The following is a 25,197-nucleotide window of genomic DNA, read 5'->3' as shown; positions in this document are numbered from 1 at the left end:
ATAAAAAAAAATATTAACGCTATTTTACTTGATGTCTACCTAGAAAAATTTTAAAATTTTAGCGTTAAAATTCCACCTTCGGGAGAAAAATGAGTAATACTAATGTGATAATCCAAAAAGCAAGCCTTCTTCCGGCAATGTTTCTTGTTGCCGGCTGTTGTGTCGGAGGAGGGATGCTTGCTTTACCTGTAGCCTCTGGAGCAAGCGGGCTTTTTCCTTCTCTTTTTATGATGTCTCTTTGCTGGATTGGAATGACTTTGTCTGCGCTCTTGCTTGTTGAAGCAAGCCTTTGGATGGAAGAAGAAGCTCATGTCATCACGATCACCTCGCGTCTTTTAGGACCTGTCTTTAAAGTGATTGCTTGGGTTCTTTTCCTCTATATCTCATATGCTTCTGAAGTAGCTTACGCAGCAGGCGGGGGCTTGCAGACTGCCAACTGGTTAAACTCACTTTTTGGGTTAAACCTCACTAAGGATTTTGGGACTGTCCTAATCACGGTAATCTTTACAACAGTCATTGTTTTTGGCGGCAGGGTGGTAGGGCGTGTTAACTCTATTCTCTTCACTTCCTTAATAGGCGCCTACTTTTTGCTAATTTCTTTTGGAGCTGATGAAGTAAAGCCAGAACTTTTATTGAAATCCAATTGGTCTAAGTCTTATCTGGCCATTCCACTTCTTTTAACTGCCTTTAGCTTTCAAACTATGGTGCCAAGCTTAACTCCTATTTTAAAGCGGCAAACCAAAGCTTTAAAACTTTCTATCATCGGTGGAACCACAATTGCGCTCATCATTTACGCTATTTGGCAGATGTTGATTTTGGGCATTGTTCCGGCAGAAGGTCCAAATGGATTAATTGAAGCCAATAAGCTTTCCCTTCCGGCTACAGAATTTTTGTATGAGCATGTTTCAGGAAAGTGGGTGGTGCCTGTCGCTAACTATTTTGCTTTTTTTGCCATCATCACTTCCTACCTCGCTATGGGTTTAGGTCTTTTTGATTTCCTTTCCGATGGTTTAAAAATACCTAAAAAAGGATGGGGAAACCTGATTCTTTGTCTTTTAATCATTGTCCCAACCTCTATTTTTGCCACCCAATTTGAAAGAGCGTTTATGGTTGCTATGGAAACCTCAGGCGGCTATGGTGACACCATTTTAAACGGCATGATCCCGGTTCTTCTTATTTGGGTCGGCCGATATAAGAAAGGCTACAACCATTCCTCGTTTAGAGTTCCGGGCGGAAAACCTCTTTTGATAGGGGTTTTCTTATTTTTTATGATCGCGCTTGGAATTGAAGTTGGGATACAAACTAATCTTCTTGGAAGCGGCAGTCATCAAGCGGTTGAAAAAATTGAAATACAAACTCCACCTGTTGTGGAATAAAAGGTTCTTAAACTATGCGAATTTTTATAGCCATTAAAGCATTTTTAAAAGCACTGAGATACCCGGAGAAGGCTCAACTTTTTTTGGATGAAAAGGCCTCTCCTCCTAAAGAAAAGGCCCCGAAAGAAACTGCTCATCACATACAACTACTTTCACTTTTACAGCAATCAGGAAGACTGATTGACTTTTTAGAGGAAGATTTAAGTGCCTTTAGCGACGACCAGGTCGGTCTTGCGGTTCGAGAGATTCATAAGGAATGTAAAAAAGCCTTAGATGAACATGTCTTAGTAAAACCCCTTCGAGAAGAAAATGAAGGAACTCTTGTTGACATAATGCCGGGTTATGATGCCGCAGAAATCAAGCTTATCGGAAATTTGAAAAAAGAACCTCCTTTCCAAGGAGTTATAAGGCATAAAGGTTGGATTGCGACAAAGCATAGCCTTCCAAAAAGAGTGGGAACCGGTTCCTTTGTCATTCAACCCGCTGAAATTGAAATTCGTTAGTTAAGGTAAATTCTCTATGACCTCGAAAAAAAAGGCCTCTAAATACATCATTGGCATTGATCTTGGCACAACCAACTGCACCCTTGCTTACATAAAAAAAGACGATGATTCGGCCGCAATCCAACAATTCCTCATTCCTCAAATAACAAGGGACGGAGAAGAAGAATCCTTGCCTTATCTCCCTTCATTTATCTATTTTCCCCTTGAAGAAGAACTTAAGTCGCAAGGTCAAGGAATTTCCTGGGACAAAGAAAGAACCTTTGCCGTTGGAAAATATGCTAAAGCTCGTGGAGAAGATTGTCCCGATAGAGTGATCTCTTCTGCCAAATCCTGGCTTTGCCATTACGGGATTGATCGAAGAAAAAAATGGCTCCCTATAGCCTTTGAAAAGGAAAATAGTGCTCTAAGTCCTGTGGAGGCTATAAAAGAAATTTTAAGTCATTTGAAAGAGTCTTGGGATTCTTCTATGGATCATCCTTTTCTTGAGCAAGAGATTTTTATTACAGTTCCGGCGTCTTTTGATCCGAGTGCCAAACAGCTCGTGGAAGAAGCCGCAAGACTGGCAGGATTTACAAGTCAAATCTTACTTGAGGAGCCTCAAGCGGCTTTCTATTCATGGCTTTATCGTCAAAAAGATACATGGAGAGAAAAACTTCAAGTTGGCGACAAAATACTCGTGGTTGATATTGGTGGAGGAACTACAGATTTTTCTTTAATTCAAGTGAAAGAAAATGATGGCTCTCTTAGCCTTGAAAGGGTAGCTGTTGGCTCGCATCTTCTTTTAGGAGGGGATAACTTGGATTATGCTCTTGCCTATTATATTAAAGAAGAGCTTGAAAACCAAAATAAAGTGATTGATGACTGGCAGTTTCAAGCTCTAAAGGCCGCTGCAAGCCACGCAAAAGAAATTCTGCTAAGTGACAGTGAGAAGGAGATGGTTCCTATAACCCTAATGGGGCGCGGCAGCCGATTGATCGGAGGCGCGATTAAATTTGAACTACAAAAATCAGTCGTCCTAGACCTTCTTGTTAATGGTTTCTTTCCTTCTATTGGCTTTGAGAATCAAGCCTTGAATGAAAGACAAATGGCCTTTCAAGAAAAAGGGCTTCCCTTTGCAAGAGATGCAAGAGTGACTTCCCAGCTTGCCTCTTTTCTTGCTATGCAAAGCAATAATGAGGAAGAAAACTCCTTATTCCCGACCGCGCTTCTTTTTAATGGCGGGACCATGAAAGCTGAAGCCTTTCGTGATCGGCTTCATTCTGTTTTAAATGACTGGGCAGCATCATTTGGCAAACCGAAGATAAAGCTTCTTGGCGATGAAGATTATGACTTTGCTGTAAGTTCCGGGGCTGTCTATTATGGTCTTGCTATCAAAGGAAAAGGGGTTCGAATTAGAAGCTCTTTGTCCCAGAGCTACTTTATAGGAATAGAAGAAGCCATTCCTGCAATCCCCGGAAGAGAGCCTCCGCTTAAAGCCCTTTGCATAGCTCCTTATGGAATGGAAGAAGGGTCTCAAGAAATTCTTGCAAGCCAAGAGTTTGCTTTAACTTTAGGTAAGAAAGTATTCTTTCGATTCTTTTCCAGCAATGGCCTAAAGTCAACCTCTGGAAATCCTCCAAAAATGGGATCGTTTATCAAAAACTGGAAAAAAGATTTAATAGAGCTTCATCCTATTGAAACTAAACTTGGCGATGAGGAAGAGGAGGAGAAAATGGTTTTTGTCACACTAAAGGCAAGCTTTACTCCTCTTGGATCGCTTGAGCTCTCTTGTCAAGAAAGCGATAAACGAAGCTGGGTCTTAGAGTTCGATCTAAGAAAGGAAGAGGAAAAAGCTAAGGTTGGCTAGTCCCTAGAATTCAAATAGGCATAGGCCGCTTTGAACTGCTCTTCGTTCTGAAGAGCTTGCGGGCCTCGTTGCAGTCTCAAATCTAAAATATGCTCAGCAAAAGAAGGAAGCTTTCTTTTAAATCTAAGGGAAGCTTTCTTCATAAGACGATAGCTTTGAAGGGCGGTATAAAAACCGGATCTACCGACTCCTGCGCTGCAATGAACGGCAAGCGTTGTCGGGTTTTGAGCTAAATCTTTTCCGGTAATTTTAAGAAATTTATCAAAGCAAATTTTATCGGGTGTCCCATGGTCCGGCCAATTTTGATAATGATATTGGACAATTTCTTTAGAAACTTTTCCTATAGTTAACGTAAGCACTCTTTTAATGATGCTTTGGTCGCCCTGCTTTATTATTTCTCCTTTCTCATCTTTTAAAGCTTCTTCACTTCTTAAAATGAGACTGATCTCATTTTTTGGATCGCCATTATTATAACCAAGCCAATAGGGAAAGCATTTTTTTTGTCCCTTTTCTTCATCCATTGCAAGCGTGATGATCGTGTTAGAGTCCTCTTTGAAAAGATACTGAAGCGTGTCTGAAATCGTTTCTTCTTTCGGCCCTTGCATCAGAATAAATGTAAGCTCTCCAAAAATGACTTTGCTTGCGTTGACATAAGGGTTAGGAGAGATATAATCGAAAGGATAAACAGAAAAGCGGTTTTTAGAAATGTTTTCCGGATTCGTAGCGTTAAGGTGACTAAACTTATCGGGATGTTTATCAATATACTCGCCGACTACAAGAGAGATGGTGTTATTTAAAGCTTCATAAGGATCCTCGTCTGCATCATCATCGGATAAATTGGCGCTGTCAGAATCCGATAGATAATCCGGTTTATCGCAACCTCTCGGGTTTGGAGAGCCATCCCCTTTATCGGATTCTTTCGGGGCGAGGTAACCCTTTTCCAACTCATCCAATTTGTTATTTAGATAAAGCGGGTCTTTTCGAAAGAAAGGTTCTTTTCGATCTAAGACTTTAAGGCAAGCTGCAAATCGATTTCTTGCTTGCCTAGAAAAAAGAAGAAGACTTGCTTTAAAGCAAATCCCCACGATGGTTGCCGGAATAAATAGAAGGATTGAGAGCGCGATTCCCAATATCTTTTTTAAAGGAGAGATATCCGATGGCTTCTCCTCAATAAAGATCCCCTTATAAAAAGTAAATGTACGGCCGTGGAAAAGATTTCTTGCAGGCAATAAACAGACATTTGCTAGATTTTCGAAGAAATTATTGCTATTGACAGCCGTCGTTAAATATAAACCCATAACCCGCCTTTATAGAATTCTTCCGAAATTCCACTTGATTGTCTAAACGACTCTTTTACATCATTATTGCTAAATTTTTAATCATACACTCTTATACGCATTCAAAATTTATCACAATTTGAACAAAAACAGCTCATTTTTCCCATCAAAGCGAATTTCTACAGAAGACTATTCTTAAAATTCTTAAATCGTCTTATAGCAGCTTTAACTAAATAAACACTACTTTTGCTTTTTAATGGGAAATGGTGTATACTGGAAAAGTTGATTAAAATAATTATTTGGAATTATTGATTAGAAAGCGAAGTGCTTCTTTTTTCATCTTTAAATGGATGCTGTATAATCCATTGGCGCGGCTTGGCGTTAATGAAGCGCTAATTCCCAGTTCCTCCAAATAGGACGGGGGGCATTTTAGAATGACTTCCGGGGTTTCGCCGCTATAAACTTCAATAAGGATACGGGCAAGTCCTGCAGATATTAAAGCATCGGAATCGGCATTAAAGTAAACTTTGCCGTCTTTATATTCGGCTGCAAGATACATCGCGCTTTGACATCCTGGAACAAAATTTGACGGGGTTTTTTCGTCAGGGCTTAGCTTGATGAGTTTTCTTCCAAGCTCAATGATTTTTTCGTAGCGAGCTTCCTCACTTAAACCTGAAAATAATTTTTTAATCTCATCCTGTTTCTTTAAACAAGAGCTGAAATCAGACATCCGAAATAGAGCTCGCTAAATAATGGTTTAAAATTGGTTTAATTTTGGTTCATTATAGGGGCTTTATTCATTAAAGTTTAATAAAATTTTACCCTTTTGCTGCATATAATTTAAATTTTAGAATCTGCTCTCTTGTTTTTGCTTGACAATTATTGTTAAATCAACAACTATTTTACAATTATTAGCTGGTTTTTGCGAGGGCAAATTTAAAACTCATGCCAAAAGAAGATACCTTAAAAATTGAAGGTTCCATAGAAGAGCTCCTTCCAAATATGAGATTTCGCGTGAAGCTCAATAATGGAATGGTGGTTCTGGCTCACCTTTGCGGAAAAATGCGAATGAAGAATATCCGAGTACTTGTGGGTGATCAGGTGACAGTTGAACTTTCTCCTTACGATCTTACAAAAGCACGGATTGTCTACAGACAAAAATAAGGGGGATGCCTCCCTTGTTTTGTGATAAGGTTAGAGTTTTAAAAAGTGCTAAATGAAAAAGCTCTCTTTTTTGCAGGAATCATCTTGCATTTTTTTGCTGTAAAAACTAAACTTACGTCCTTTCGAGCTGTAAGCTAGTTTGAAAAGCTAAGAAGAAGCCCTCAAATTTAAATACAGCTTAAAACTCAATGCCCAGATAGCTCAGTGGTAGAGCATTTGCATGGTAAGCAAAAGGTCGTAGGTTCAATTCCTATTCTGGGCAGTGTGCCAATTAAATATAAGCGAAAACGGGTCTTGATATCTGCTAACAAGACGCAAGATTTATATTAAATGTGAAACACATTTAGCCCGTTATGAAAAAATTACAAAGAGATTAAGACGGAAGTCCACGGAGGATACAATGGCTAAAGAAACATTTCAGCGAAATAAGCCGCACGTCAATATCGGTACCGTCGGTCACGTCGACCATGGTAAAACCACGTTGACAGCAGCAATCACAACAACACTTGCTGAAAAAGGATACGCAAAAAAGAAAGGGTACGACGAGATTGATAATGCCCCAGAAGAAAAAGCTCGTGGTATTACAATCAACGCGTCACACGTAGAATACGAAACAGACAACAGACACTATGCTCACGTTGACTGCCCAGGCCACGCCGACTACGTAAAAAACATGATTACAGGTGCTGCCCAGATGGACGGTGCTATTTTGGTTGTTTCCGCAACAGACGGCGCTATGCCGCAGACACGCGAACACATTCTCCTTTGCCGCCAAATGCAGGTGCCGGCAATCGTTGTGTTCCTTAACAAAGTTGACATGCTCAGCGAAGGCGACGAAGAGTTGCTTGATCTAGTTGAGATGGAATTGCACGAACTTTTAGAGTCAAAAGGCTACAAAGATGCACCTATCATCCGCGGATCAGCATTAAGAGCTCTCGAAGGCGACAGCAAATACAAAGAAAAAATCTTGGAGTTGATGAGCACAGTCGATTCCTTTATTCCAACTCCAAAACGTGAAATCGATAAGCCATTCCTAATGCCGATTGAAGACGTGTTCTCAATCTCTGGCCGTGGAACAGTGGCGACAGGTCGTGTTGAGCGTGGTGTTGTACGTATTAACGACAAATTAAGCCTTGTTGGTTTTGAGCCTACAATCGATACAGTTGCAACTGGCCTCGAAATGTTCAACAAGACTTTGGATGAAGCAAGAGCCGGTGAAAACGTTGGTATTCTTCTCCGCGGTATTGACAAAGAACGTATTCAAAGAGGTATGGTCTTGGCTCAACCGGGAACATGCACACCGCACTCTGAATTCATTGGTCAAGTGTACGTTTTAACAAAAGAAGAGGGTGGACGTCATAAGCCGTTCTTTACTGGCTACCGTCCTCAATTCTATTGCCGTACAACTGACGTTACAGGAACTGTTGATCTCCCTCAGGGTGTAGAAATGGTTATGCCTGGCGATAATGTTGAAGTAACTGTTAAGTTGATCGCCCCTATTGCGATGGAAGAAGGTATGAGATTTGCGATTCGTGAAGGCGGACGTACTATCGGTGCCGGTACAGTATCTAAGATCTTAAAGTAACACGTAAGTGTTTTTGGGTAGGGGCTTAAAGTCCGCTACCCAATGGGTGTGTAGCTCAGTTGGTAGAGCAGCGGCCTCCAAAGCCGCCGGTCGGGGGTTCGAGCCCCTCCGCACTCGTTAAGATCTAGCTTTAGATGAAGCATAAGTCCAACTGACGTTAATCAAAGGACCGCAAGAGAATGGATTCACTTAGGGAAGCAACTAAATTGAAACACTATAATTAAGCATGATCCAAGAGGTGAACGATGGCGGTGAATGTGAAAGCAATGGACGATAAAAAATTACAACAACGACCAGAAGTATCTAGCGATAGTGTAAAAAATGTCGGTAAGAAAGCTGAATCCTATCTTTCTGAGATTAAGTCAGAGTTCAGCAAAATTACCTGGACTAGCAAAGAAGAGCTTAAAACCTACACACAGTTGGTTGTTGGAGCCACGTTTGTTTGCGGACTTGGAGTATACTTAATCGATCTTTTCATCAGAGGATGCTTAGGCACTCTTGATATGATATTACGTTGGATTTTTGGATAGCCGGTCAAAGTGCTTTATGGCGTAACCTAATGGAGAGAACGCATGCATAAGTGGTATGTCGTCCAAGTTTTGTCGACACATGAAAATAAAGTTCAAAAAGCGCTGCTTGAGCAAATTGAACATAAGGGAATGAACGATTTTATTGAACGAGTTCTTGTTCCCACTGAGAATGTGTCTGAAGTCAAACAAGGGCAACAGCGAATTGTCGAAAAAAGAATATGGCCCGGTTATATCCTCATTAAGATGTTGATGACGGATGATTCTTGGCAATATGTAAAGACAACTGCCGGAGTTATTGATTTTTTAGGCGGAGATAAACCGACAGCCCTTTCTGATAGGGAAGTCGATGAAATTTTAAGAGATTTAGAGCAGAAGCAAAAATCTGTTACACAAAAGCACAAATTTAAAGTGGGCGACACTGTTAAAATTGTGGATGGAGTTTTTGTTAACTTTACAGGCACTATCACCGAAGTATTTCATGATAAAGGCCGTTTAAGTGTAAATGTTTCTATTTTTGGTAGGGAAACACAGGTTGATGATCTTGAATTTAATCAAGTTGAGGAAGTTCAGGACAACGCTGAAAAATCTGATTAATAGCGGATAGTGTAGATGTTTCCGCGGATGTTAAGCAAGGATGCTAAAGGATATTGAATCTGCCTCTAATTCAAATCCGAAGATGCTTAAAAGCAAGCATTCCACAATACAAAAGAATTAGGGAAATCCATGGCAAAGAAAAAACTTGATAAAACAATTAAATTACAGATTCCTGCCGGAAAAGCAAACCCAGCGCCGCCAATAGGCCCTGCGCTTGGTTCAGCCGGTGTAAATATTATGGCGTTTTGCAAAGAGTTTAACGCCAAAACTCAAGCAATGGCAGGGGACATCCTTCCTGTTGTGATTTCTGTTTACTCGGACAAATCTTTTACATTTATTTGTAAAAAGCCTCCGGTGGCGGAAATGATTAAAAAGTATCTCAAGTTGACCAAAGGATCGGCTGTGCCGAACCGCGATAAGGTAGGCAAGCTTACTAGAGAAGATGCCCTCAAAATCGCACAAGAGAAAGTTGATGATATGAATGCGCGTAATGATTTAGACGCTGCAGTAGAGATGGTGCTTGGCACCGCCCGTTCTATGGGCGTGGACGCAGCACGTTAAGCAATAAAGGAGACTAATGGGTCGACCAAGCAAACGAATTCGGGAGATAGCAGAGATGGTAGATGGCAGCAAAGCCTATACCCTCAAAGAAGCTATCGCTATTTTGAAGAAATGTCCTCCGACTAAATTTAATCAGTCAGTTGACGTTTCATTGCAAATTGGCGTTGACCCTCGTAAATCTGACCAGCTAGTGCGTGGAACCGTGACTTTACCGAATGGCACGGGAAAATCGCTTAAAATCCTTGTTTTTGCACAAGGAGATAAAGTCGAAGAAGCGCTTAAAGCTGGAGCCGATTACGCGGGCAATGAAGAACTTTTCGAAAAAGTTAACGGCGGTTGGACAGATTTTGATGCTGTCATCGCAACACCTGACATGATGCGTCAGGTAGGTAAATTGGGTAAAGTGCTTGGACCGAGAGGTTTGATGCCAACGCCCAAAGCAGGTACCGTGACAACAGATGTTGCCAAGGCTGTGCAAGAACTTAAAGGCGGTAAAATTGAATTTAAAGTTGACCGTCATGGAGTTTTAAATAACGGCGTTGGTAGAGTCTCTTTTGATGATGATGGCCTTATTGAAAACATTATGGCTTACTTGAACGCTGTGCTAAAAGCAAAGCCTTCAGGTGCAAAGGGCCAATTTATGAAGAGGCTTTCCCTATCATCAACCATGGGTCCTGGTGTCAAAGTTGACTTGCGCCAGATTGATTTAACATAAAAGGAGTTTCTAGAAATGAAAAAAGAAAAGCAGCTCCTGTTAGATGAGATCAAAGAGCAAATCGAGCAATATGGATCTTTTGTTATTGCACAATATACAAAAGTAACCTCGAATTCCATGAACAATTTCCGCGGTGTTATAGCCAATCTTGGCGGAGATGTTCAAATGATTCGAAAAACTGTTTTCTTAAAAGCTGCCGAACAGGCAGGTATCGATCTTAAGAAACAGGATTTGGAAGGCCATATCGGTATCGTGTTTGCCGGCGTAGATCCAATTGAAACCGCAAAAGCAGTCTTTAAATACAGCAAAGAAAATGACAACTCGCTGAAAGTTCTCGGCGGACGTCTAGATGGCGAGCTGTATAGAGCTAAAGATGTAGAAATGCTTTCTACTCTTCCGGGCAAAGACGAAATGCGAGCACAGCTACTCAGCGTATTTGAAGCGCCGCTTAGCCATACGCTTGGCACAGTCGATGCCATACTTACAAGCATCCTACATTGCTTGGAAAACAAAGCGAAGAAAGAAGAAGAAAGCCAATAACTTTATAACAATTTATTAACGAAAAGTCGCTAGCCTCTGCAAAATATGATGCAGTGCTAATCGGCTCCTTATATCAGAGAGGAATTTACTGTGAGTACCAAAACTGAAGAACTAGTCGAAAAGCTCAGCTCGCTTACGGTTCTTGAAATGGCTGAGCTCAAGAAAGCCCTTGAAGACAAGTGGGGTGTAAAAGCAGCCGCTGCTGCCGCTGTTATCGCAGCTCCCGCTCAAGCTGGTGGTGAAGCTCAAGCTGAAGAAGCAACTGATTTCGACGTAACATTAGAAGCTGTTCCAGCTGACAAGAAAATCGGCGTCATCAAAGTCGTACGTGAAATTACAGGCCTCGGTCTTAAAGAAGCGAAAGACTTAGTTGAAGCAGCTCCTAAAAAACTCAAAACTGCACCTAAAGCCGAAGCAGAAGATATCAAAAAGAAAATCGATGCTGTTGGTGGTAAAGTTACACTTAAAGGCGTTTAGTCATAACGTTTTTAAAGTAAAGCTACGAGCGAGAAAACTTAAGTTTTCTTGCTCGTGCTTTTGTATTTGTAGCTTTTTCGTTTAACCGCAAGAGCGGATGGCAAAACCATACGCTCTTACGATTTGACGGGAACCTACCCAATAACTCTAGTTGTTAGAGAGTCAAGTCATTTTTCAAGCCATACCCAGGGAGTCTTTCATTTATGTTGCAAAAGGCACCGAAACGTTTAAGTTTTCGTGACAAAGAAGACATCATCGACCTGCCAAATCTTATTGAAATCCAAGTAAAATCTTATAATCAATTTCTTCAGGCCAATAAATTTCCTGAAGAGAGAGAAAATATAGGTTTGCAGGAAATTTTTAACGAAATCTTCCCTATTAAATCTTATGACGAGAAGACGATTTTGGAATTTATTTCCTATAGTCTTGGCGTTCCAAAGTATAATCCCGAAGAGTGTATTCGACGCGGTATCACTTATAACGTGACTTTAAAAGTCCGTTTTAGACTTACAGACGAGACCGGGATTAAAGAAGAAGAAGTTTATATGGGAACCATTCCCGTTATGACAGACAAAGGAACTTTTGTCATTAACGGTGCTGAACGCGTAGTTGTCTCTCAGCTTCACAGATCCCCCGGCATTTGTTTTGAGCAGGAGAGAAGCCCGCGAGGAAACGTTATTTATTCATTCCGTATCATTCCTTACCGAGGCAGTTGGCTAGAGGGTGCGTTTGATATGAATGACCTTATCCACATCTATATTGATAGAAAGAAAAGACGCCGAAAAATTCTTGCTACAACGTTTATACGAGCTCTTGGCTATTCCAGCAATTCAGATATTATCGAAGAATTCTTCTCAACTAGAAAAGCTCGACTTGGCAATGAAAAAGAATTTGCCAAACTTGTCGGTAAAATTCTTGGAGAAGATGTAGTTGATGAAGAGACAGGGGTTGTCTACGGAAAAGCGGCTGAAAAACTAACTACCGCCATGCTCAAGCGAATGCATGATGCGGGCGTTAAAATGGTTCGAATTGCAGAAGACGCGGACGAGAATAGCCCTATCATCAAGATGCTTGTAAAAGACCCGACAGATTCCTATGAGTCTGCTTTAAAAGATTTTTATCGTAAACTAAGACCCGGCGAGCCGGCGACTCTTTCCAATGCCAGATCGGCAATGATGCGTCTTTTCTTTGACCCGAAAAGATATAATCTTGGAAAAGTTGGCCGCTATAAGCTTAACTCAAAAATCGGTCTTGAAATTAACGAAAATACTTTAGAGGTCGTCACACTCATTAAGGAAGATGTGATCGGGGCTTTAAAGTACTTAATTAAGCTTAAGCAAGGCAATGATGACACTTCAATTGATGACATCGATCACTTAGGCAACCGTCGTGTTCGCTCTGTTGGTGAACTTATCCAAAACCAGTGCCGAATCGGCCTTGCCCGAATGGAGAAAATCATTCGCGAGCGTATGAACTTGTTTGATTTTACATCAGACACTTTAACTCCTGGAAAAATTGTCTCTGCAAAAGGCTTATCCGGCGTATTGAAAGACTTTTTCGGAAGATCCCAGTTGTCTCAGTTTATGGATCAGACAAACCCGGTTGCCGAATTGACGCACAAAAGACGTCTTTCCTCACTTGGGCCCGGCGGATTGAATAGGGATAGGGCGGGTTTTGAAGTTCGTGACGTTCATACCAGTCATTACGGCCGGATTTGTCCTATCGAAACACCTGAAGGTCCAAACATCGGTCTTATCACCTCGCTTTCAGCTTTTGCTAAGATCAACGAATTTGGATTTATCGAGACGCCTTACCGTATCGTAAGAGACGGCTCGGTTACTGATGAAATCGAGTACATGACGGCAGACCAAGAAGAGCGCTGTGTGATTGCGCAAGCAACAACGCCGCTTGATGAGTATAATCAATTTACAACGGAACTTTGCTGGGCGAGATATAAGGGAGAGTCTCTTGAGACTGAAACCAATCGCGTCACGCACATGGACGTATCTCCAAAGCAGCTTGTTTCTATTGTAACAGGTCTAATTCCATTCCTTGAACATGACGATGCGAACCGAGCGCTTATGGGTTCGAACATGCAAAGGCAAGGCGTTCCGCTTCTAAAACCGGAAGCGCCGATTGTGGGTACGGGACTTGAAGCTAGAGCTGCAAGAGACTCAGGGGCTGTTATTTTAGCTGAAGAAGATGGTGTTATCGACTTTGTTGATGGTAACCGCATCGTGATCAGACCAAAAGCCAACCCTCTTGAGAAAAAGACCTACCTTTTAAAGAAATTCATGCGTTCAAACGCAGGGACTTGCATTAATCAGACGCCTCTTTGTGAAGTAGGCGATAAGATTAAAGCCGGCGATATTATTGCCGATGGTCCGGGTACTGAGCGCGGTGAGGTAGCTCTTGGTAAAAACGTTCTTGTCGCCTTCATGCCTTGGTTTGGCTACAACTATGAAGATGCGATCATTATCTCTGAAAAACTTCTTCGTGAAGATGACTTTACTTCGATCCACATTGAAGAATTTGAGATTACAGCAAGAGACACAAAACTTGGAAAAGAAGAGATTACCCGAGATATTCCAAATGTATCTGAAGAAGCTCTTATTAACTTAGGCGACGATGGTATTATCCGTATCGGCGCTGAAGTTAAGCAAGGAGATATTCTTGTTGGTAAAATTACACCTAAATCTGAAACAGAGCTTGCTCCTGAAGAGCGTCTTTTAAGAGCGATTTTTGGTGAAAAAGCGGCCGATGTTAAAGATGCCTCCCTTGTCGTTCCTCCGGGAACTGAAGGGGTTGTCATGGATGTTAAAGTATTCAGTCGAAGAGACAGACTATCCAAGACAGACGATGAGCTTGTGGAAGAAGCAAGCAAATTAAAAGATATACAACGAGATTACAAGCAGCAAAAGCACGAGCTTCGCGTTGAAAGAAGAGAGAAAATTGCAGCTCTTCTTTTAAACGATGCAAGCCCTGGCACCATAGTTCACAGAAAGACAGCTGAGATCATCATCGATGAAGGTGAAGTTATCACTCAAGAGATGATTGAAGCCCTTGAAGAGACAAATGTTGAAGACCTCTTAATGCCGGACAATGAAGTGTTCCGTACGTTGAAGGCGCTTTTGCATGAGTATGACGTTAAGATGCAAACCGTTGAAACCCAATACAAGACAGAACTTGAACAAATGCGTAAAGGGGATACTGAACTTGATCCCGGCGTGATTCGACAAGTTAAAGTTTACATTGCATCAAAACGTAAGCTTCAAGTCGGCGACAAGATGGCGGGCCGCCACGGAAACAAAGGGGTAGTCTCTAAAATTGTTCCTGAAGCCGATATGCCATTCTTAGCTACCGGCGAGACTGTTGAAATCATCTTGAATCCTCTTGGCGTACCTTCTCGTATGAACCTTGGGCAGGTGTTTGAAACGCACCTTGGATTTGCAGCCAAACGTGCTGGAATCTATGTTCAAAGTCCTGTATTTGATGGCTTCCCTGAGGAAGAAATCTGGAAGATGATGAAAGAGCAAGGGCTGCCGGATGATGGCAAGTTCTACCTCTATGATGGTTGCACAGGCGAGCGATTCGACAACAAGATTGTTGTAGGATACATCTACATGATGAAGCTTGGACACTTGGTTGCTGACAAAATCCACGCAAGGGCAGTAGGGCCTTATTCCTTGGTAACGCAGCAGCCTCTTGGCGGTAAAGCCCAGATGGGTGGTCAGCGTTTCGGGGAGATGGAAGTTTGGGCCGCTGAAGCTTATGGTGCTGCGCACCTTCTTCAAGAGTTGATGACTGTAAAATCCGACGATGTCGCCGGTAGAACGAGAATCTACGAGTCGATTGTAAAAGGTGAAAACCTGCTCAATCCAGGCACGCCGGAATCCTTCAACGTATTGATTAAGGAAATGCAAGGCTTAGGTCTTGATATCCGTGCCGAGATGGTTTCGGATTTAGACAGATAAATAGATATTTATCCGGGCGGGGTAAACCGCCCGACCCCCCCCGCCGTTTTTTACGGCAGGATTCAAGTTAGGTATTGGGGAGTTATATGACAGAAAAAGAGATGGAACAAACTCAAAATCAGTTTGACAAATTGACCATCCAAATCGCATCTGATGACGTCATTCGAAATAAATGGTCGCGTGGCGAAATCAAAAAACCAGAAACAATCAATTATCGTACATTCAAGCCTGAAAAGGGTGGGCTTTTTTGTGAAAAAATATTTGGTCCGACCCGAGACTGGGAATGCGCATGCGGAAAATATAAGAAGATCAAGCATAAAGGCATTGTCTGCGACCGCTGCGGTGTAGAAGTGACTTTATCCAAAGTCCGTCGTGAGAGAATGGCGCACATTGATCTTGCAGTGCCGGTGGTTCACATTTGGTTTTTTAAGACGATGCCATCAAGAATCGGTAACGTTTTAGGAATGAGTGCCGCTGACCTTGAAAGGGTTATTTATTACGAAGAGTACATCGTAATCGATCCCGGTATGACAGATCTTAAGAAAAAGCAATTGCTAACAGACATCGAATACCGTGAAGCTCAAGAGAAATGGGGCAAAGATGCATTCGTTGCCAAGATGGGCGGCGAAGCAATCCGGGATCTTCTTGGCAGTGAAGATTTACAAGCGACGCTTTTAGAGCTTAAAGATAAGCTTCGCAAAACTAAGTCTCAGCAAGCAAGAATGAAGATTGCTAAAAGACTAAAAATTGTAGAAAGCTTTGTCACATCGCCAAACCGTCCTGACTGGATGGTGATGTCTGCAGTTCCCGTTATTCCACCCGAGCTTCGTCCTTTAGTGCCTTTGGATGGCGGAAGATTTGCAACCTCTGATCTGAACGACTTATATAGACGCGTTATCAATAGAAACAATCGTTTAAAAGCGATTCTTAAACTCAAAACGCCAGAAGTTATTGTCCGAAACGAAAAGAGAATGCTTCAGGAAGCTGTCGATGCTCTTTTTGACAATGGAAGGCATGGCCATCCAGTGATGGGCGCCGGCAATAGACCTCTTAAGTCGCTCTCTGAGATGTTGAAAGGTAAGCAAGGCCGTTTTAGACAGAACTTGCTTGGTAAACGTGTAGACTATTCAGGCCGTTCGGTTATTGTGGTTGGCCCTGAGCTTAAATTCAATCAGTGCGGTCTTCCAAAATTAATGGCTCTTGAACTTTTTGAGCCATTTATAGTGAAGCGATTAAAAGAGCTTGGCTATGTGTATACCATACGTTCAGCTAAGAAAATGATTCAGCGCCACGCACCGGAAGTTTGGGATGTTCTTGATGAGATCATTAAAGGCCACCCTGTTCTTCTTAACCGAGCGCCTACGTTGCATAGATTGGGTATCCAAGCTTTCCAACCTGTTCTTATTGAAGGTAAAGCCATACGTGTACACCCGCTTGTTTGCGCTGCTTTCAACGCCGACTTTGACGGGGACCAGATGGCGGTTTACGTTCCGCTTTCCCTTGAAGCTCAGCTAGAAGCTAAGCTATTAATGATGGCTCCGGATAACATTTTCTATCCTTCTTCAGGAAAGCCTGTAGCGATTCCATCCCAGGATATGACTCTCGGTCTTTATTACCTGATGTGCGACCCGCTTTATATTCCGGAAGACTATGGCTTAAAGACAAAAATTTTCCGTGATGCCAATGAAGTTTTAACAGCCCTTCAAGCAAGCGGCAGCTTCAACTGGTATGAAGCATTTTTAAGAGGAAAAGACGAAGGGGTTGTCAAAAACATGGATCACCCATCCAGTTTCTATGGCCGCGGGATCCGTATCCACGAAAAAATTAAGCTTAGAACAGATGCCGGTATCATCGAAACGACACCCGGCCGTGTTATCTTCAACCAAATCGTTCCAAAAGAACTGGGCTTCCAGAACTACAGCTTGCCGAAAAAGAAAATGGGAGAGCTAATTCTTGACTGCTATAAGAAAGTGGGTCTTGAAAAAACTGTTCGTTTTCTCGACAATTTGAAAGCGCTTGGCTTCTCTGAAGCTACTAAAGCTGCGACCTCCATGGGAATCAAAGACGTTAAAATCCCGGCGATGAAAAAAAGAATCATTGAAGAGGCCCATAAGAAAGTGGCTCAAGTTAAAAAGCAGTATGAAGATGGTATCATCACAGATGGCGAGCGCCACTCGAAGACGATCAGTATTTGGGGTGAAGCGGCAGAGCTTCTTTCAGAGGATCTCTTCAAGCAACTTAGCGAGATTATCGAAGGCAGACAGAATCCTCTTTGGTTAATGATGGATTCCGGAGCTCGTAGTAATAAATCCCAGGTAAAGCAGTTAGGTGCGTTACGAGGATTGATGTCAAAACCGTCAGGTGCGATCATCGACTCGCCGATTACAGCAAACTTCCGGGAAGGCCTATCCGTTATCGAGTTCTCTATCTCCTCACACGGAGCTAGAAAAGGTCTTGCGGATACCGCGCTTAAAACTGCGGACTCAGGTTACTTGACAAGAAGACTTGTTGACGTTGGCCATGATGTGATTATTACAGAAAGAGATTGCGGCACTTTAAATGGCATTGAAGTATCAGCTATTAAACAAGGCCAGGAAGAGCTCCTTCCTCTTAAAGATCGTATCTATGGAAGAACGGTTTGCGATGATCTTTACCAACCGGGCGACAGCACAAAACTGATTGCTAAAGCCGGCGATGTCCTCAACTTAAAACAAGCTGAAGCGATTGACGACTCAGGTATTGAAACGATAAAAATCAGATCGGTTCTTACTTGCGAGACAAGACGCGGTGTTTGTGCGAAATGCTACGGGACTAATTTGGCGAACGGAAAAGAAGTCAGCCAAGGTGAAGCGGTCGGTATTATTGCCGCGCAGTCCATCGGGGAACCAGGAACGCAGTTAACGATGCGTACGTTCCACTTGGGCGGTATCGCGTCTGCAAGCATGTTATCTCCCGAGCTTTTATCTGAAGCAGACGGCATCCTTATCTACATGGACTTAAGAACTGTCCAAAACGAAGAAGGACACTTCATCGCCCTCAACAAAAAAGGGGCGCTTAACATCGTCCGGGATGAGGGAAGGCCTATCGAGGAATATAAGAGACTCCTTAGCACAAAATCTTTGGAGCCGCTCCAAACCTTCTCAGTTGAACTTGGTACGCACATCTTGCTTCATGATGGATCTCCGGTCAAGAAAGGCCAGAAAATTGCACAGGTTGAACAGCACAATATTCCGATTATCTGCGATAAGCCGGGATATGTGAAGTATGAAGACCTTGTAGAGGGGATATCAACTGAAAAGGATGTCAACAAAAATACAGGCCAGGTTGAATTAGTTGTAAAGCAGCACCGTGGAGAGCTTCACCCTCAGATCGCTATTTATAGCGACCAAGAGTATAAAGAGCTTGTAGGAACCTACCCGATCCCATCGGGCGCGATCATCTCTGTTGAAGAGGGCTCCTACTCAACTGCCGGTAAGTTGCTTGCAAGACTTCCTCGCGGTATGATGAAAACAAAGGACATCACTGGCGGTCTTCCAAGGGTGGCTGAGCTTTTCGAAGCAAGAAAACCTAAAGATTCCGCTGAAATTGCTAAAATCGACGGTGTTGTCGATTTTAGAGGAGTTCAGAAAAATAAACGAATCGTTGTGGTACGCGATGAGATCACAGGCATGGAAGAGGAGCATTTAATCCCTCACACCAAGCACTTGATTGTTCAGAAAGGCGATCACGTAGTTAAAGGCCAACAGCTGACGGATGGAGTTGTCATCCCGCATGAGATTCTAGAGATCTGCGGTGTGCGTGAACTCCAAAAGTATCTTGTGAACCAAGTACAAGAAGTGTACCGTCTCCAAGGGGTTGAGATCAACGATAAGCATATCGAGATTATCGTTAGACAGATGCTGAAGAAAGTTCGCGTCACTGACCCGGGCGACACAACGCTTCTCTATGGTGAAGAAGTAGATAAGAAGGATTTTGAAAGAGAGAATTTAAAAGTTGCAGGAGAAGGCGGAAAAGCTGCGCAAGCGGCACCGGTTCTTCTTGGTATTACAAAAGCTTCTCTTAGCACAGAATCCTTTATCTCAGCTGCATCCTTCCAGGATACGACAAGAGTGTTGACAGAAGCTGCTTGTGCAGGTAAGACAGACTTCCTTATGGGCTTTAAAGAAAACGTCATCATGGGACATATTATCCCGGGCGGAACAGGATTTGAGTACCATAAGAAAGTTAAGAAATTTATCGATCGAGAGCACGATGAACCGCTTCTTTTTGACTTCGACGATATCTTAATAGCGCCTTCTGCATAAATGAATTGAATGTACATGAGGGAGATTCTCCCTCATGTATTTTTTTTAAGTTATCCCTTCAAAAGCAACCTTTATTTCAGTTATTCAAAGCTCTACGAAGCCCCAAAGTTTTCCCTTTTTTGCCCGATAAATAACCCCCATTTTTTCTCTTTTCCGAGAAGATTACAAATCCCTCATACGTAAATTTTTAAAAAAATTAATATGGAGTCCAGTTCTTTAGAGGATAAATCTATCTTTTTAAGAGGATTCTCGCCATAATCTTCCATTCTTAGAGTAAAAGATTTGAGAAGAAAGGATCTTTATCAAATCTTTACATAAAATATTTTGTACGATTAAACTCTAAAGAGTTTGTATCAGTATGGCTAAATTAATATCGGCTTTAAGCCTATTCCTAAAGGATATTTCGATAGAGATATGATGTTTTTTTAAAAAATAAATTGCGTTTTTTAAGAATTCTTAATATTTCCTATATTTAATGTTAACAATCTTTAGGCAAAATTGGAGCTTCAGATTAATTTAAATTCCTATAAAAAATAAGAGGGGTATTTATGGCACGTCAGCACGAAAGTTTTAGTATCGACGGTATGTTGGATATGGTGAATGACAGCTTTAAAGAAGTTAAAGAAATGCTAGCTGACATTAAAACAAAAAAATCCGAAGAAGTTAGCATTGGTCAGATGTTTGAGTTGCAATTTAAAATGAACAACGCATCCCAGATTTCTGAAATGAATACAGCGGTTATTGCGGCTAGCAATACAGCTATTTTGTCGATGACACGTAACTTAAAGCAGTAATTTATATAATAGATTTGCGGCGGTTCGAGTGGATTCTTTCCGCCGCAAGTTTTTTGATTTTAGAGATTATAGGAACTGATCAGGTACTTTTCTAGCTTAACTGTATCCTCAGCAAATTTTCTAATGCCATCGCTCAGTTTTTCAGTAGCCATTTGATCTTCATTTAAAAGCCACCTGAAAGTTTCTTCATTAACTTCAATCTTCTCAATATTTTCTAGTTTCGCCTTTTCAGCATCCAATTTTTTTGGAACTTCGCCTTCCATTTGTGATAGCTCGTTTAAAAGCTCAGGCGAAATGGTCAAAAGATCGCATCCGGCAAGTTCTAGTATTTCATCGGCATTCCTAAAGCTTGCGCCCATGACTTGGCTCTTGATGTCAAATTTCTTATAGTAATTGTAGATGTTTTTAACAGAGATAACGCCTGGATCTTCATAACCTGCATAGGAACTCTTCCCGGTGTTTTTTTTATGCCAGTCTAAAATTCTTCCAACAAAAGGGGAAATAAGGGTGACATTGCTATAGCTTGCAGCAATGGCTTGAGGCAATGAAAATAAAAGAGTCATATTGCAATGAATGCCTTCTTTTTCAAGAGTTTTGGCAGCTACAATTCCTTCCCAGGTGGAAGCGAGTTTAATAAGGACGCGCTCTCTTGGTATTTTTGCTTTCTCATAGAGGGAAATAAGATGGTGGGCTTTTGATATGCTTGCTTCCACATCAAAAGACAGTCTGGCATCAACTTCAGTTGAGACTCTTCCCGGTATCGATTTTAAAATTTCAATGCCAAAATTAACAAAAAGTTGATCCAGGATATTATTTAATAGCGCTTTTCTTTCTTTGGATACAGATTTGGCTTTGTTTACAGCTTCATCAAGCAGGTGTTTATACTCAGCTTGTTCCGAAGCTTTCAGAATTAAAGAAGGATTAGTGGTCGCATCTGTTGGGGTAAAGCGTTTAATGGAGTCAATATTTCCAGTATCGACAACAATGGTTGTCATTTCCCTTAATTGTTCTAATTTATTCATTTGATTTTTCCTTTGAAGAAAGAAAATTTAAATATTATAGGATTACTCAATATCCCTGGCAGGTTCCATTCTAAAAACGATAGAAACCATCTTTTCACCCATTTGTAAATCTAATTTAGAGCTTAATCTGGTGAGTAAGAGTTTAAAGGGAATTTCAACTTTCCTATCCCCAACGTTAATACCGATGGAGGAGGAGCCTAAAATTTCTTCTGAATCATGGATTTGTTTGCACAAGTTTCCAAATTTTTTAATTTGACGCATCAAAACTTCATCCGCAAAAGAGTACTTCTTTCCGCAATGGCGGCATGAAAGGAGTGTGGCTCCCTGATTAAATTGAAAAATTGAAAACTCTACAGGTTCTTGGCATTCCTGGCAGGCAAATTCTAAAACATGGCCTTTTTGCATAGTATCCTTAAAAAAAAGAAGATTCGAAATGATCCAACTTGATAGATATCATTTTGTTATTTTTAAATCAGTTAACTTCTAACCGAATGGCTAAAAAGTATAATAGTAGCATGGGGAAGGATCTCGTGGCAAGAATAAGAGAAATGACCCTAGGCGGAAAACGAATAGCCTAGGGTTAGTTTTAACCCCTATTGCCCCCTAATCTCGCTAGAAGCTTCATTTAAAAATCTATTGCTTAACTATAGCGCTTGCCTAACGGATTAGGGCGCAAATCAGGGTTTAAGGATTAACGTCTTCCTCCATGTCCGCCGCGGCCGCCTTCAAAATGGCGCATGTCTCCTCGGTTCTCATGGTTAAACCGGTCCCGGTTAAAGTTGTCGCGGTTAAAATTATCGCGATTGAAGTTATCCCTTCTTAAATTATCATGCCTTTGATCAAAGTTGGTGTTGGGACGGTTGTCTCTCCAATTATTGTTTATATTCGGATGATTTAGATTGCCATCACCTTCAGGATGGTTTCTAAGAGCCCGGTTTCTTAAATCCCTATCGAGTTGATCTTGTAAAGCCTGATTTTCAAAGCTTCTTAGCCCTCTATCATTAAAATAGTAGTTAGGGTCATAGTCGTAGGAGGGTGAATAGCCGCCATCATCATAGCCGTCGTTATCGCCATCATCACCGTCATCTCCATCGTCCCCATTGTCGTCCCCATCATCATTGTCATCGTCGTCATCATCATATTGAGCATTGGATGAGCTTTGAGAAGTGGACGGGGTATCATATTGGCTTTGCTGAGTGGATGGGGAAGCTCCGCTGCTTTGGGTGGATTCGGAGCTGCTTTGAGTTCCGCTAGAGCTTGAAAAATCAGCCCTTAAGGTAGAAGTGTTATAGAGAAAGGCGGCTAAAAATAAAGTCAGATATAAAAAAGCCTTAGTGTGAAACATAGAAGAACCTCCAGAAACTATAAATTATTAATAATTAGCGATTAATCATGTCCTTGTCATTTGTATTTGATTTATTGGACCTTTGGTAGCGGGGAGTAGATATTTTTTTTAAATTATCTTGGTAGCGCTGTTCATCTATTTTTCTTCTTGAGTTTTCAAAAGTACGCCTATTGTTATCAATCAATCGCTGGCGCGCATCAGTCCCGATTTTATCGCTGGATTCATTTTTAGTGGTCGGAATCGGGTTGATGTGGTCCCTTGGTTCACCGATGATGGTACTTCTGATCTCCGGGGTTTTTGTGCCGCTTGGTGTGTATGACCCATAGACGAAAGTAGATGTAACTATGAAAGATATGACGGCAAAAGATAGAGTTCTCATATTGCCTCCTTAGCCTGATTCAATCTTCATTCTAACAGTTATTTTTTTAATTGGATAATTTATTAATTCGCAGCATTTTTCAATTTTATTGTTCCTTTAATTTCGAAATTCACAAGATTCTAATAGTCTTTGATTTAAAAAAATAGGAAAACGGATTTCAGGAAAGGCCTTCTCTTTTTTTTTATATAAAAAAAGGTTTTCATTTGTTGTTAAACCTTCATTTGTTAGAATAATTACAATTAAGACACAAGGCCACCAAGGAAATTTTCATATGACGTGGCAACCCATTGATTTTCAAAGGATTGTTGCTTTAGACCACTCGCTTGTCGACCAGCTTAGCCAGTATCTTGCAGAAAAAGAAGGTGATTTAGCAAAAAGTATTATTGAGGATGCCCCTTTCGCATCCGAAAATGCCCTTCCCCCTCAATTACTGCCAAGTCCAATTACCTATTTAAAGCTTTCCGATGCCGTTGAAGTATTTGGAAAAAGACTTCGTCAGGTTTTGCAAAGTGATGATCTTGAGACATTAAAGAAAAATTATAACGCGACAGTCGAAAGTTTGAACCAATCCTTTTGGGAATACGGCGAAGTTTTAGAAGGCTGCGTAAAAGAGCTTTTCCAGCAGATTGAACAGCTAGGCATAGAACAGTGGAAAAGCGACATAGGGCAAGTGCTTGATAATTTTAAAGACCTTCTATCCCATCATTTGGAAGATCTGCTTTGGGCTTACAAAAGAATGGAAAGCCAGCTAGTCGAAATGCGGAATGCCGTTCTTTTAAATGAAGGGCGAGGAGCTTTTTTTAAAAAACTTCAAGCCTCTTTCCACTCCGTCTTGGACGATACTCTTCTCTCGACATTAGAAAAAAGCGATAAATTCCTAAAGATTAATCATAAACGTTTCTCAAAAAAGTTTGAAGAGTACCTTGAATTAGATGAAAAAATAGAACAAATCATGCGAAAGCTTTCGGGCTACCATGTGTTGTCCTCATTTGATGATTCGTTTCAGGAAAGATTTAGAAAGATCTACTATTACGTTAAAATGGGGCAGTTGACAACTCGGCCTAAGACTCTTTCTATAGGAGAATTGATGCGGGCTTTATCTCAATCAGAAAGCGTCGAAGCTTCGATTGAATTGTTTAAAGAATACGCAAAAGCTCTAAAAACCGCTCTTTTTCATCAAAGCCGTGTATTAAAAAAACAATCTATACGCTATTTAGAAGAAGAAACCGGTAGAAAAAAAATTGAAGATACCATGAAAGGGTATCATGCTGAGATTCTAACTCTTGGCTCAACTATAGCAAGGTATAGGGAATTTCTATTGAGAACCGACCCAAACCCTTATGTTAGAAGTAGATGGGGTTTTCCCGAAGGGATTGTAGCTCCTGAACCTGAACAGGCAAAGCAGCTATTGGATTTAGAGTTTGAAGCCGATCACCTCGAGACCCTTTACGAGGAGATGAATAAGTCCATTTTGAAAGTTTTTGAAGGGGGGCGGGAAATTAAGAGAGAAGCTTTAAGCATCCCTCCTGACATTCAACGTCTTTTACATGAAATGGGACAGCCTCTCTCTTCATATGGGATGGTAAAAAGCCGGGCTGAAAGAATTATTGCCAATATTAAGGAATTAGATGAGCTAGGAACGCCTAATCCTAATGTTCCAAGGTATACAGCAGAGCTTCTATCAAAGCTTCTTCGAGCTGACTGGAAGTATCATATCGTTCAGGAGATTCCTCTTTTTCAAGAGATTTTTTCCATTCATATGGGAATTATGGGCGCGCTAGATGATCGAAAGCACCTTAATCGCTTAAATAAATTCAAACACCTGATTCAAGAGTTAGAAAACTGGGTGACGCTAAGAGAGACAAGAAAGCATCAGCGTGAAATTGAATTTGATATAAACGATCTCAAAGGCTACTTGCAAGATTTCTTAGCCCATGTCCAGCGAATTGACAAAGAAGAGCCTCGCTTGTCAGAATTGCAAATAAAAAAAGCGATTTATGAGACAAGCCATGAACTATTAATTTATAGATACTTATTCGGACAATTCTTCCACAAATTGGAAAACACTTCAAATGAGGGCAAAAGGCTTCGCTTAAAATTGTTATTTGTTGATCAATACTTTGAATCGGTAGATCAAAAGATACATGAATTAAAGCAAATGGATCACAATAAAAAAGAGGAAAAAGACGCTCTTGAAGAAGGGGAGTGATT

The 25,197-nt window shown here is 41.3% G+C and carries 21 protein-coding genes and 2 tRNA genes; 17 read left to right on the top strand and 6 right to left on the bottom strand.

Annotation, left to right across the window (positions count from 1 at the left end; all coding sequences use genetic code 11):
• The first annotated feature begins 89 nt into the window (after nucleotides 1-89).
• Genes CSEC_RS05920 through CSEC_RS05910 form a run of 3 tightly spaced genes read left to right on the top strand, consistent with a single transcriptional unit; the run spans nucleotide 90 to nucleotide 3,725 of the window.
• Complete coding sequence (locus tag CSEC_RS05920) at nucleotides 90-1,376, top strand: amino acid permease (protein WP_053331826.1); 1,287 nt, start codon at nucleotides 90-92, stop codon at nucleotides 1,374-1,376.
• Nucleotides 1,377-1,390: 14 nt separating this feature from the next.
• A complete protein-coding gene (locus CSEC_RS05915; RefSeq protein ID WP_041017494.1) occupies nucleotides 1,391-1,879 on the top strand; it encodes a DUF2760 domain-containing protein in 489 nt (162 codons plus the stop codon).
• Nucleotides 1,880-1,895: 16 nt separating this feature from the next.
• Nucleotides 1,896-3,725 (top strand): Hsp70 family protein, encoded by a 1,830-nt coding sequence (locus tag CSEC_RS05910; protein ID WP_041017493.1) that lies wholly within the window; start codon nucleotides 1,896-1,898, stop codon nucleotides 3,723-3,725.
• On the opposite strand, the gene CSEC_RS05905 is transcribed toward CSEC_RS05910, so the two are convergent.
• Together CSEC_RS05905 and CSEC_RS05900 are read right to left on the bottom strand one after the other, a co-directional pair.
• A complete protein-coding gene (locus tag CSEC_RS05905; protein WP_041017492.1) occupies nucleotides 3,722-5,023 on the bottom strand; it encodes a protein tyrosine phosphatase family protein in 1,302 nt (433 codons plus the stop codon). The genes CSEC_RS05910 and CSEC_RS05905 overlap by 4 nt on opposite strands.
• Before the next feature lie 274 nt (nucleotides 5,024-5,297).
• On the bottom strand, nucleotides 5,298-5,732 hold the full coding sequence (locus CSEC_RS05900; protein ID WP_041017491.1) for a SufE family protein: 435 nt from the start codon (nucleotides 5,730-5,732) through the stop codon (nucleotides 5,298-5,300).
• 215 nt (nucleotides 5,733-5,947) lie between these two features.
• On the opposite strand from CSEC_RS05900, the gene infA reads away from it, so the two are divergent.
• The 13 genes from infA (at nucleotide 5,948) to CSEC_RS05835 (ending at nucleotide 20,240) form a co-directional block, all read left to right on the top strand.
• Entirely contained in the window at nucleotides 5,948-6,166 is a 219-nt protein-coding gene (gene infA / locus CSEC_RS05895) for a translation initiation factor IF-1 (protein ID WP_041017490.1), read from the top strand.
• A 190-nt stretch (nucleotides 6,167-6,356) separates the two neighbouring features.
• Nucleotides 6,357-6,428 (top strand) — tRNA-Thr (locus CSEC_RS05890).
• 138 nt (nucleotides 6,429-6,566) lie between these two features.
• The gene (gene tuf, locus CSEC_RS05885; protein WP_041017489.1) at nucleotides 6,567-7,751 is read left to right on the top strand and encodes an elongation factor Tu; all 1,185 of its coding nucleotides are present in this window, start codon (nucleotides 6,567-6,569) and stop codon (nucleotides 7,749-7,751) included.
• 44 nt (nucleotides 7,752-7,795) lie between these two features.
• A tRNA-Trp gene (locus tag CSEC_RS05880) sits at nucleotides 7,796-7,868 on the top strand.
• Between the two features lie 128 nt (nucleotides 7,869-7,996).
• Complete coding sequence (gene secE, locus CSEC_RS05875) at nucleotides 7,997-8,281, top strand: preprotein translocase subunit SecE (RefSeq protein WP_053331825.1); 285 nt, start codon at nucleotides 7,997-7,999, stop codon at nucleotides 8,279-8,281.
• A gap of 42 nt (nucleotides 8,282-8,323) precedes the next feature.
• On the top strand, nucleotides 8,324-8,875 hold the full coding sequence (gene nusG, locus CSEC_RS05870) for a transcription termination/antitermination protein NusG (protein WP_041017488.1): 552 nt from the start codon (nucleotides 8,324-8,326) through the stop codon (nucleotides 8,873-8,875).
• A 129-nt stretch (nucleotides 8,876-9,004) separates the two neighbouring features.
• Entirely contained in the window at nucleotides 9,005-9,436 is a 432-nt protein-coding gene (gene rplK / locus CSEC_RS05865; RefSeq protein ID WP_041017487.1) for a 50S ribosomal protein L11, read from the top strand.
• Nucleotides 9,437-9,452: 16 nt separating this feature from the next.
• On the top strand, nucleotides 9,453-10,151 hold the full coding sequence (rplA, locus tag CSEC_RS05860) for a 50S ribosomal protein L1 (RefSeq protein WP_041017486.1): 699 nt from the start codon (nucleotides 9,453-9,455) through the stop codon (nucleotides 10,149-10,151).
• 15 nt (nucleotides 10,152-10,166) lie between these two features.
• Nucleotides 10,167-10,691 carry a 50S ribosomal protein L10 gene (gene rplJ / locus CSEC_RS05855; protein WP_041017485.1) on the top strand — a complete coding sequence of 175 codons (525 nt, stop codon included), beginning with the start codon at nucleotides 10,167-10,169 and terminating at the stop codon, nucleotides 10,689-10,691.
• A gap of 90 nt (nucleotides 10,692-10,781) precedes the next feature.
• Nucleotides 10,782-11,168, top strand: a complete 387-nt coding sequence (gene rplL, locus CSEC_RS05850; RefSeq protein ID WP_041017484.1) for a 50S ribosomal protein L7/L12 — start codon at nucleotides 10,782-10,784, stop codon at nucleotides 11,166-11,168.
• A gap of 203 nt (nucleotides 11,169-11,371) precedes the next feature.
• Nucleotides 11,372-15,142 carry a DNA-directed RNA polymerase subunit beta gene (gene rpoB / locus CSEC_RS05845; protein ID WP_202593689.1) on the top strand — a complete coding sequence of 1,257 codons (3,771 nt, stop codon included), beginning with the start codon at nucleotides 11,372-11,374 and terminating at the stop codon, nucleotides 15,140-15,142.
• 86 nt (nucleotides 15,143-15,228) lie between these two features.
• Nucleotides 15,229-19,446 carry a DNA-directed RNA polymerase subunit beta' gene (gene rpoC / locus CSEC_RS05840; RefSeq protein WP_053331824.1) on the top strand — a complete coding sequence of 1,406 codons (4,218 nt, stop codon included), beginning with the start codon at nucleotides 15,229-15,231 and terminating at the stop codon, nucleotides 19,444-19,446.
• 548 nt (nucleotides 19,447-19,994) lie between these two features.
• Entirely contained in the window at nucleotides 19,995-20,240 is a 246-nt protein-coding gene (locus CSEC_RS05835; protein WP_041017483.1) for a DUF5407 family protein, read from the top strand.
• 59 nt (nucleotides 20,241-20,299) lie between these two features.
• Here the strand turns inward: CSEC_RS05835 and tal are convergent, their stop codons facing one another.
• From tal to CSEC_RS05815, 4 genes are all read right to left on the bottom strand, one after another.
• Entirely contained in the window at nucleotides 20,300-21,262 is a 963-nt protein-coding gene (gene tal / locus CSEC_RS05830) for a transaldolase (protein WP_041017482.1), read from the bottom strand.
• Between the two features lie 42 nt (nucleotides 21,263-21,304).
• Nucleotides 21,305-21,667 carry a hypothetical protein gene (locus CSEC_RS05825; RefSeq protein WP_041017481.1) on the bottom strand — a complete coding sequence of 121 codons (363 nt, stop codon included), beginning with the start codon at nucleotides 21,665-21,667 and terminating at the stop codon, nucleotides 21,305-21,307.
• Between the two features lie 286 nt (nucleotides 21,668-21,953).
• A complete protein-coding gene (locus CSEC_RS12665; protein WP_053331823.1) occupies nucleotides 21,954-22,607 on the bottom strand; it encodes a hypothetical protein in 654 nt (217 codons plus the stop codon).
• 34 nt (nucleotides 22,608-22,641) lie between these two features.
• Complete coding sequence (locus CSEC_RS05815) at nucleotides 22,642-22,986, bottom strand: hypothetical protein (RefSeq protein ID WP_041017480.1); 345 nt, start codon at nucleotides 22,984-22,986, stop codon at nucleotides 22,642-22,644.
• A 271-nt stretch (nucleotides 22,987-23,257) separates the two neighbouring features.
• Here CSEC_RS05815 and CSEC_RS05810 point away from each other — a divergent pair, with 271 nt between their 5' ends.
• A complete protein-coding gene (locus CSEC_RS05810) occupies nucleotides 23,258-25,195 on the top strand; it encodes a hypothetical protein (protein WP_041017479.1) in 1,938 nt (645 codons plus the stop codon).
• The last annotated feature ends 2 nt before the right edge of the window (nucleotides 25,196-25,197 follow it).

The organism is Criblamydia sequanensis CRIB-18, assembly GCF_000750955.1.
GTDB lineage: Bacteria > Chlamydiota > Chlamydiia > Chlamydiales > Criblamydiaceae > Criblamydia > Criblamydia sequanensis.
The sequence above is the reverse complement of the archived record's forward strand: the minus strand, read 5'-3'. Positions and strand labels throughout refer to the sequence as shown.

What these genes read in the sequence shown, in the direction of transcription:
- CSEC_RS05920 (WP_053331826.1), top strand. Translation starts at nt 90, where the DNA reads ATGAGTAATACTAATGTGATAATCCAAAAAGCAAGCCTTCTTCCGGCA.
- CSEC_RS05915 (WP_041017494.1), top strand. Translation starts at nt 1,391, where the DNA reads ATGCGAATTTTTATAGCCATTAAAGCATTTTTAAAAGCACTGAGATAC.
- CSEC_RS05910 (WP_041017493.1), top strand. Translation starts at nt 1,896, where the DNA reads ATGACCTCGAAAAAAAAGGCCTCTAAATACATCATTGGCATTGATCTT.
- CSEC_RS05905 (WP_041017492.1), bottom strand. Translation starts at nt 5,023, where the DNA reads ATGGGTTTATATTTAACGACGGCTGTCAATAGCAATAATTTCTTCGAA.
- CSEC_RS05900 (WP_041017491.1), bottom strand. Translation starts at nt 5,732, where the DNA reads ATGTCTGATTTCAGCTCTTGTTTAAAGAAACAGGATGAGATTAAAAAA.
- infA (WP_041017490.1), top strand. Translation starts at nt 5,948, where the DNA reads ATGCCAAAAGAAGATACCTTAAAAATTGAAGGTTCCATAGAAGAGCTC.
- tuf (WP_041017489.1), top strand. Translation starts at nt 6,567, where the DNA reads ATGGCTAAAGAAACATTTCAGCGAAATAAGCCGCACGTCAATATCGGT.
- secE (WP_053331825.1), top strand. Translation starts at nt 7,997, where the DNA reads ATGGCGGTGAATGTGAAAGCAATGGACGATAAAAAATTACAACAACGA.
- nusG (WP_041017488.1), top strand. Translation starts at nt 8,324, where the DNA reads ATGCATAAGTGGTATGTCGTCCAAGTTTTGTCGACACATGAAAATAAA.
- rplK (WP_041017487.1), top strand. Translation starts at nt 9,005, where the DNA reads ATGGCAAAGAAAAAACTTGATAAAACAATTAAATTACAGATTCCTGCC.
- rplA (WP_041017486.1), top strand. Translation starts at nt 9,453, where the DNA reads ATGGGTCGACCAAGCAAACGAATTCGGGAGATAGCAGAGATGGTAGAT.
- rplJ (WP_041017485.1), top strand. Translation starts at nt 10,167, where the DNA reads ATGAAAAAAGAAAAGCAGCTCCTGTTAGATGAGATCAAAGAGCAAATC.
- rpoB (WP_202593689.1), top strand. Translation starts at nt 11,372, where the DNA reads ATGTTGCAAAAGGCACCGAAACGTTTAAGTTTTCGTGACAAAGAAGAC.
- rpoC (WP_053331824.1), top strand. Translation starts at nt 15,229, where the DNA reads ATGACAGAAAAAGAGATGGAACAAACTCAAAATCAGTTTGACAAATTG.
- CSEC_RS05835 (WP_041017483.1), top strand. Translation starts at nt 19,995, where the DNA reads ATGGCACGTCAGCACGAAAGTTTTAGTATCGACGGTATGTTGGATATG.
- tal (WP_041017482.1), bottom strand. Translation starts at nt 21,262, where the DNA reads ATGAATAAATTAGAACAATTAAGGGAAATGACAACCATTGTTGTCGAT.
- CSEC_RS05825 (WP_041017481.1), bottom strand. Translation starts at nt 21,667, where the DNA reads ATGCAAAAAGGCCATGTTTTAGAATTTGCCTGCCAGGAATGCCAAGAA.
- CSEC_RS12665 (WP_053331823.1), bottom strand. Translation starts at nt 22,607, where the DNA reads ATGTTTCACACTAAGGCTTTTTTATATCTGACTTTATTTTTAGCCGCC.
- CSEC_RS05815 (WP_041017480.1), bottom strand. Translation starts at nt 22,986, where the DNA reads ATGAGAACTCTATCTTTTGCCGTCATATCTTTCATAGTTACATCTACT.
- CSEC_RS05810 (WP_041017479.1), top strand. Translation starts at nt 23,258, where the DNA reads ATGACGTGGCAACCCATTGATTTTCAAAGGATTGTTGCTTTAGACCAC.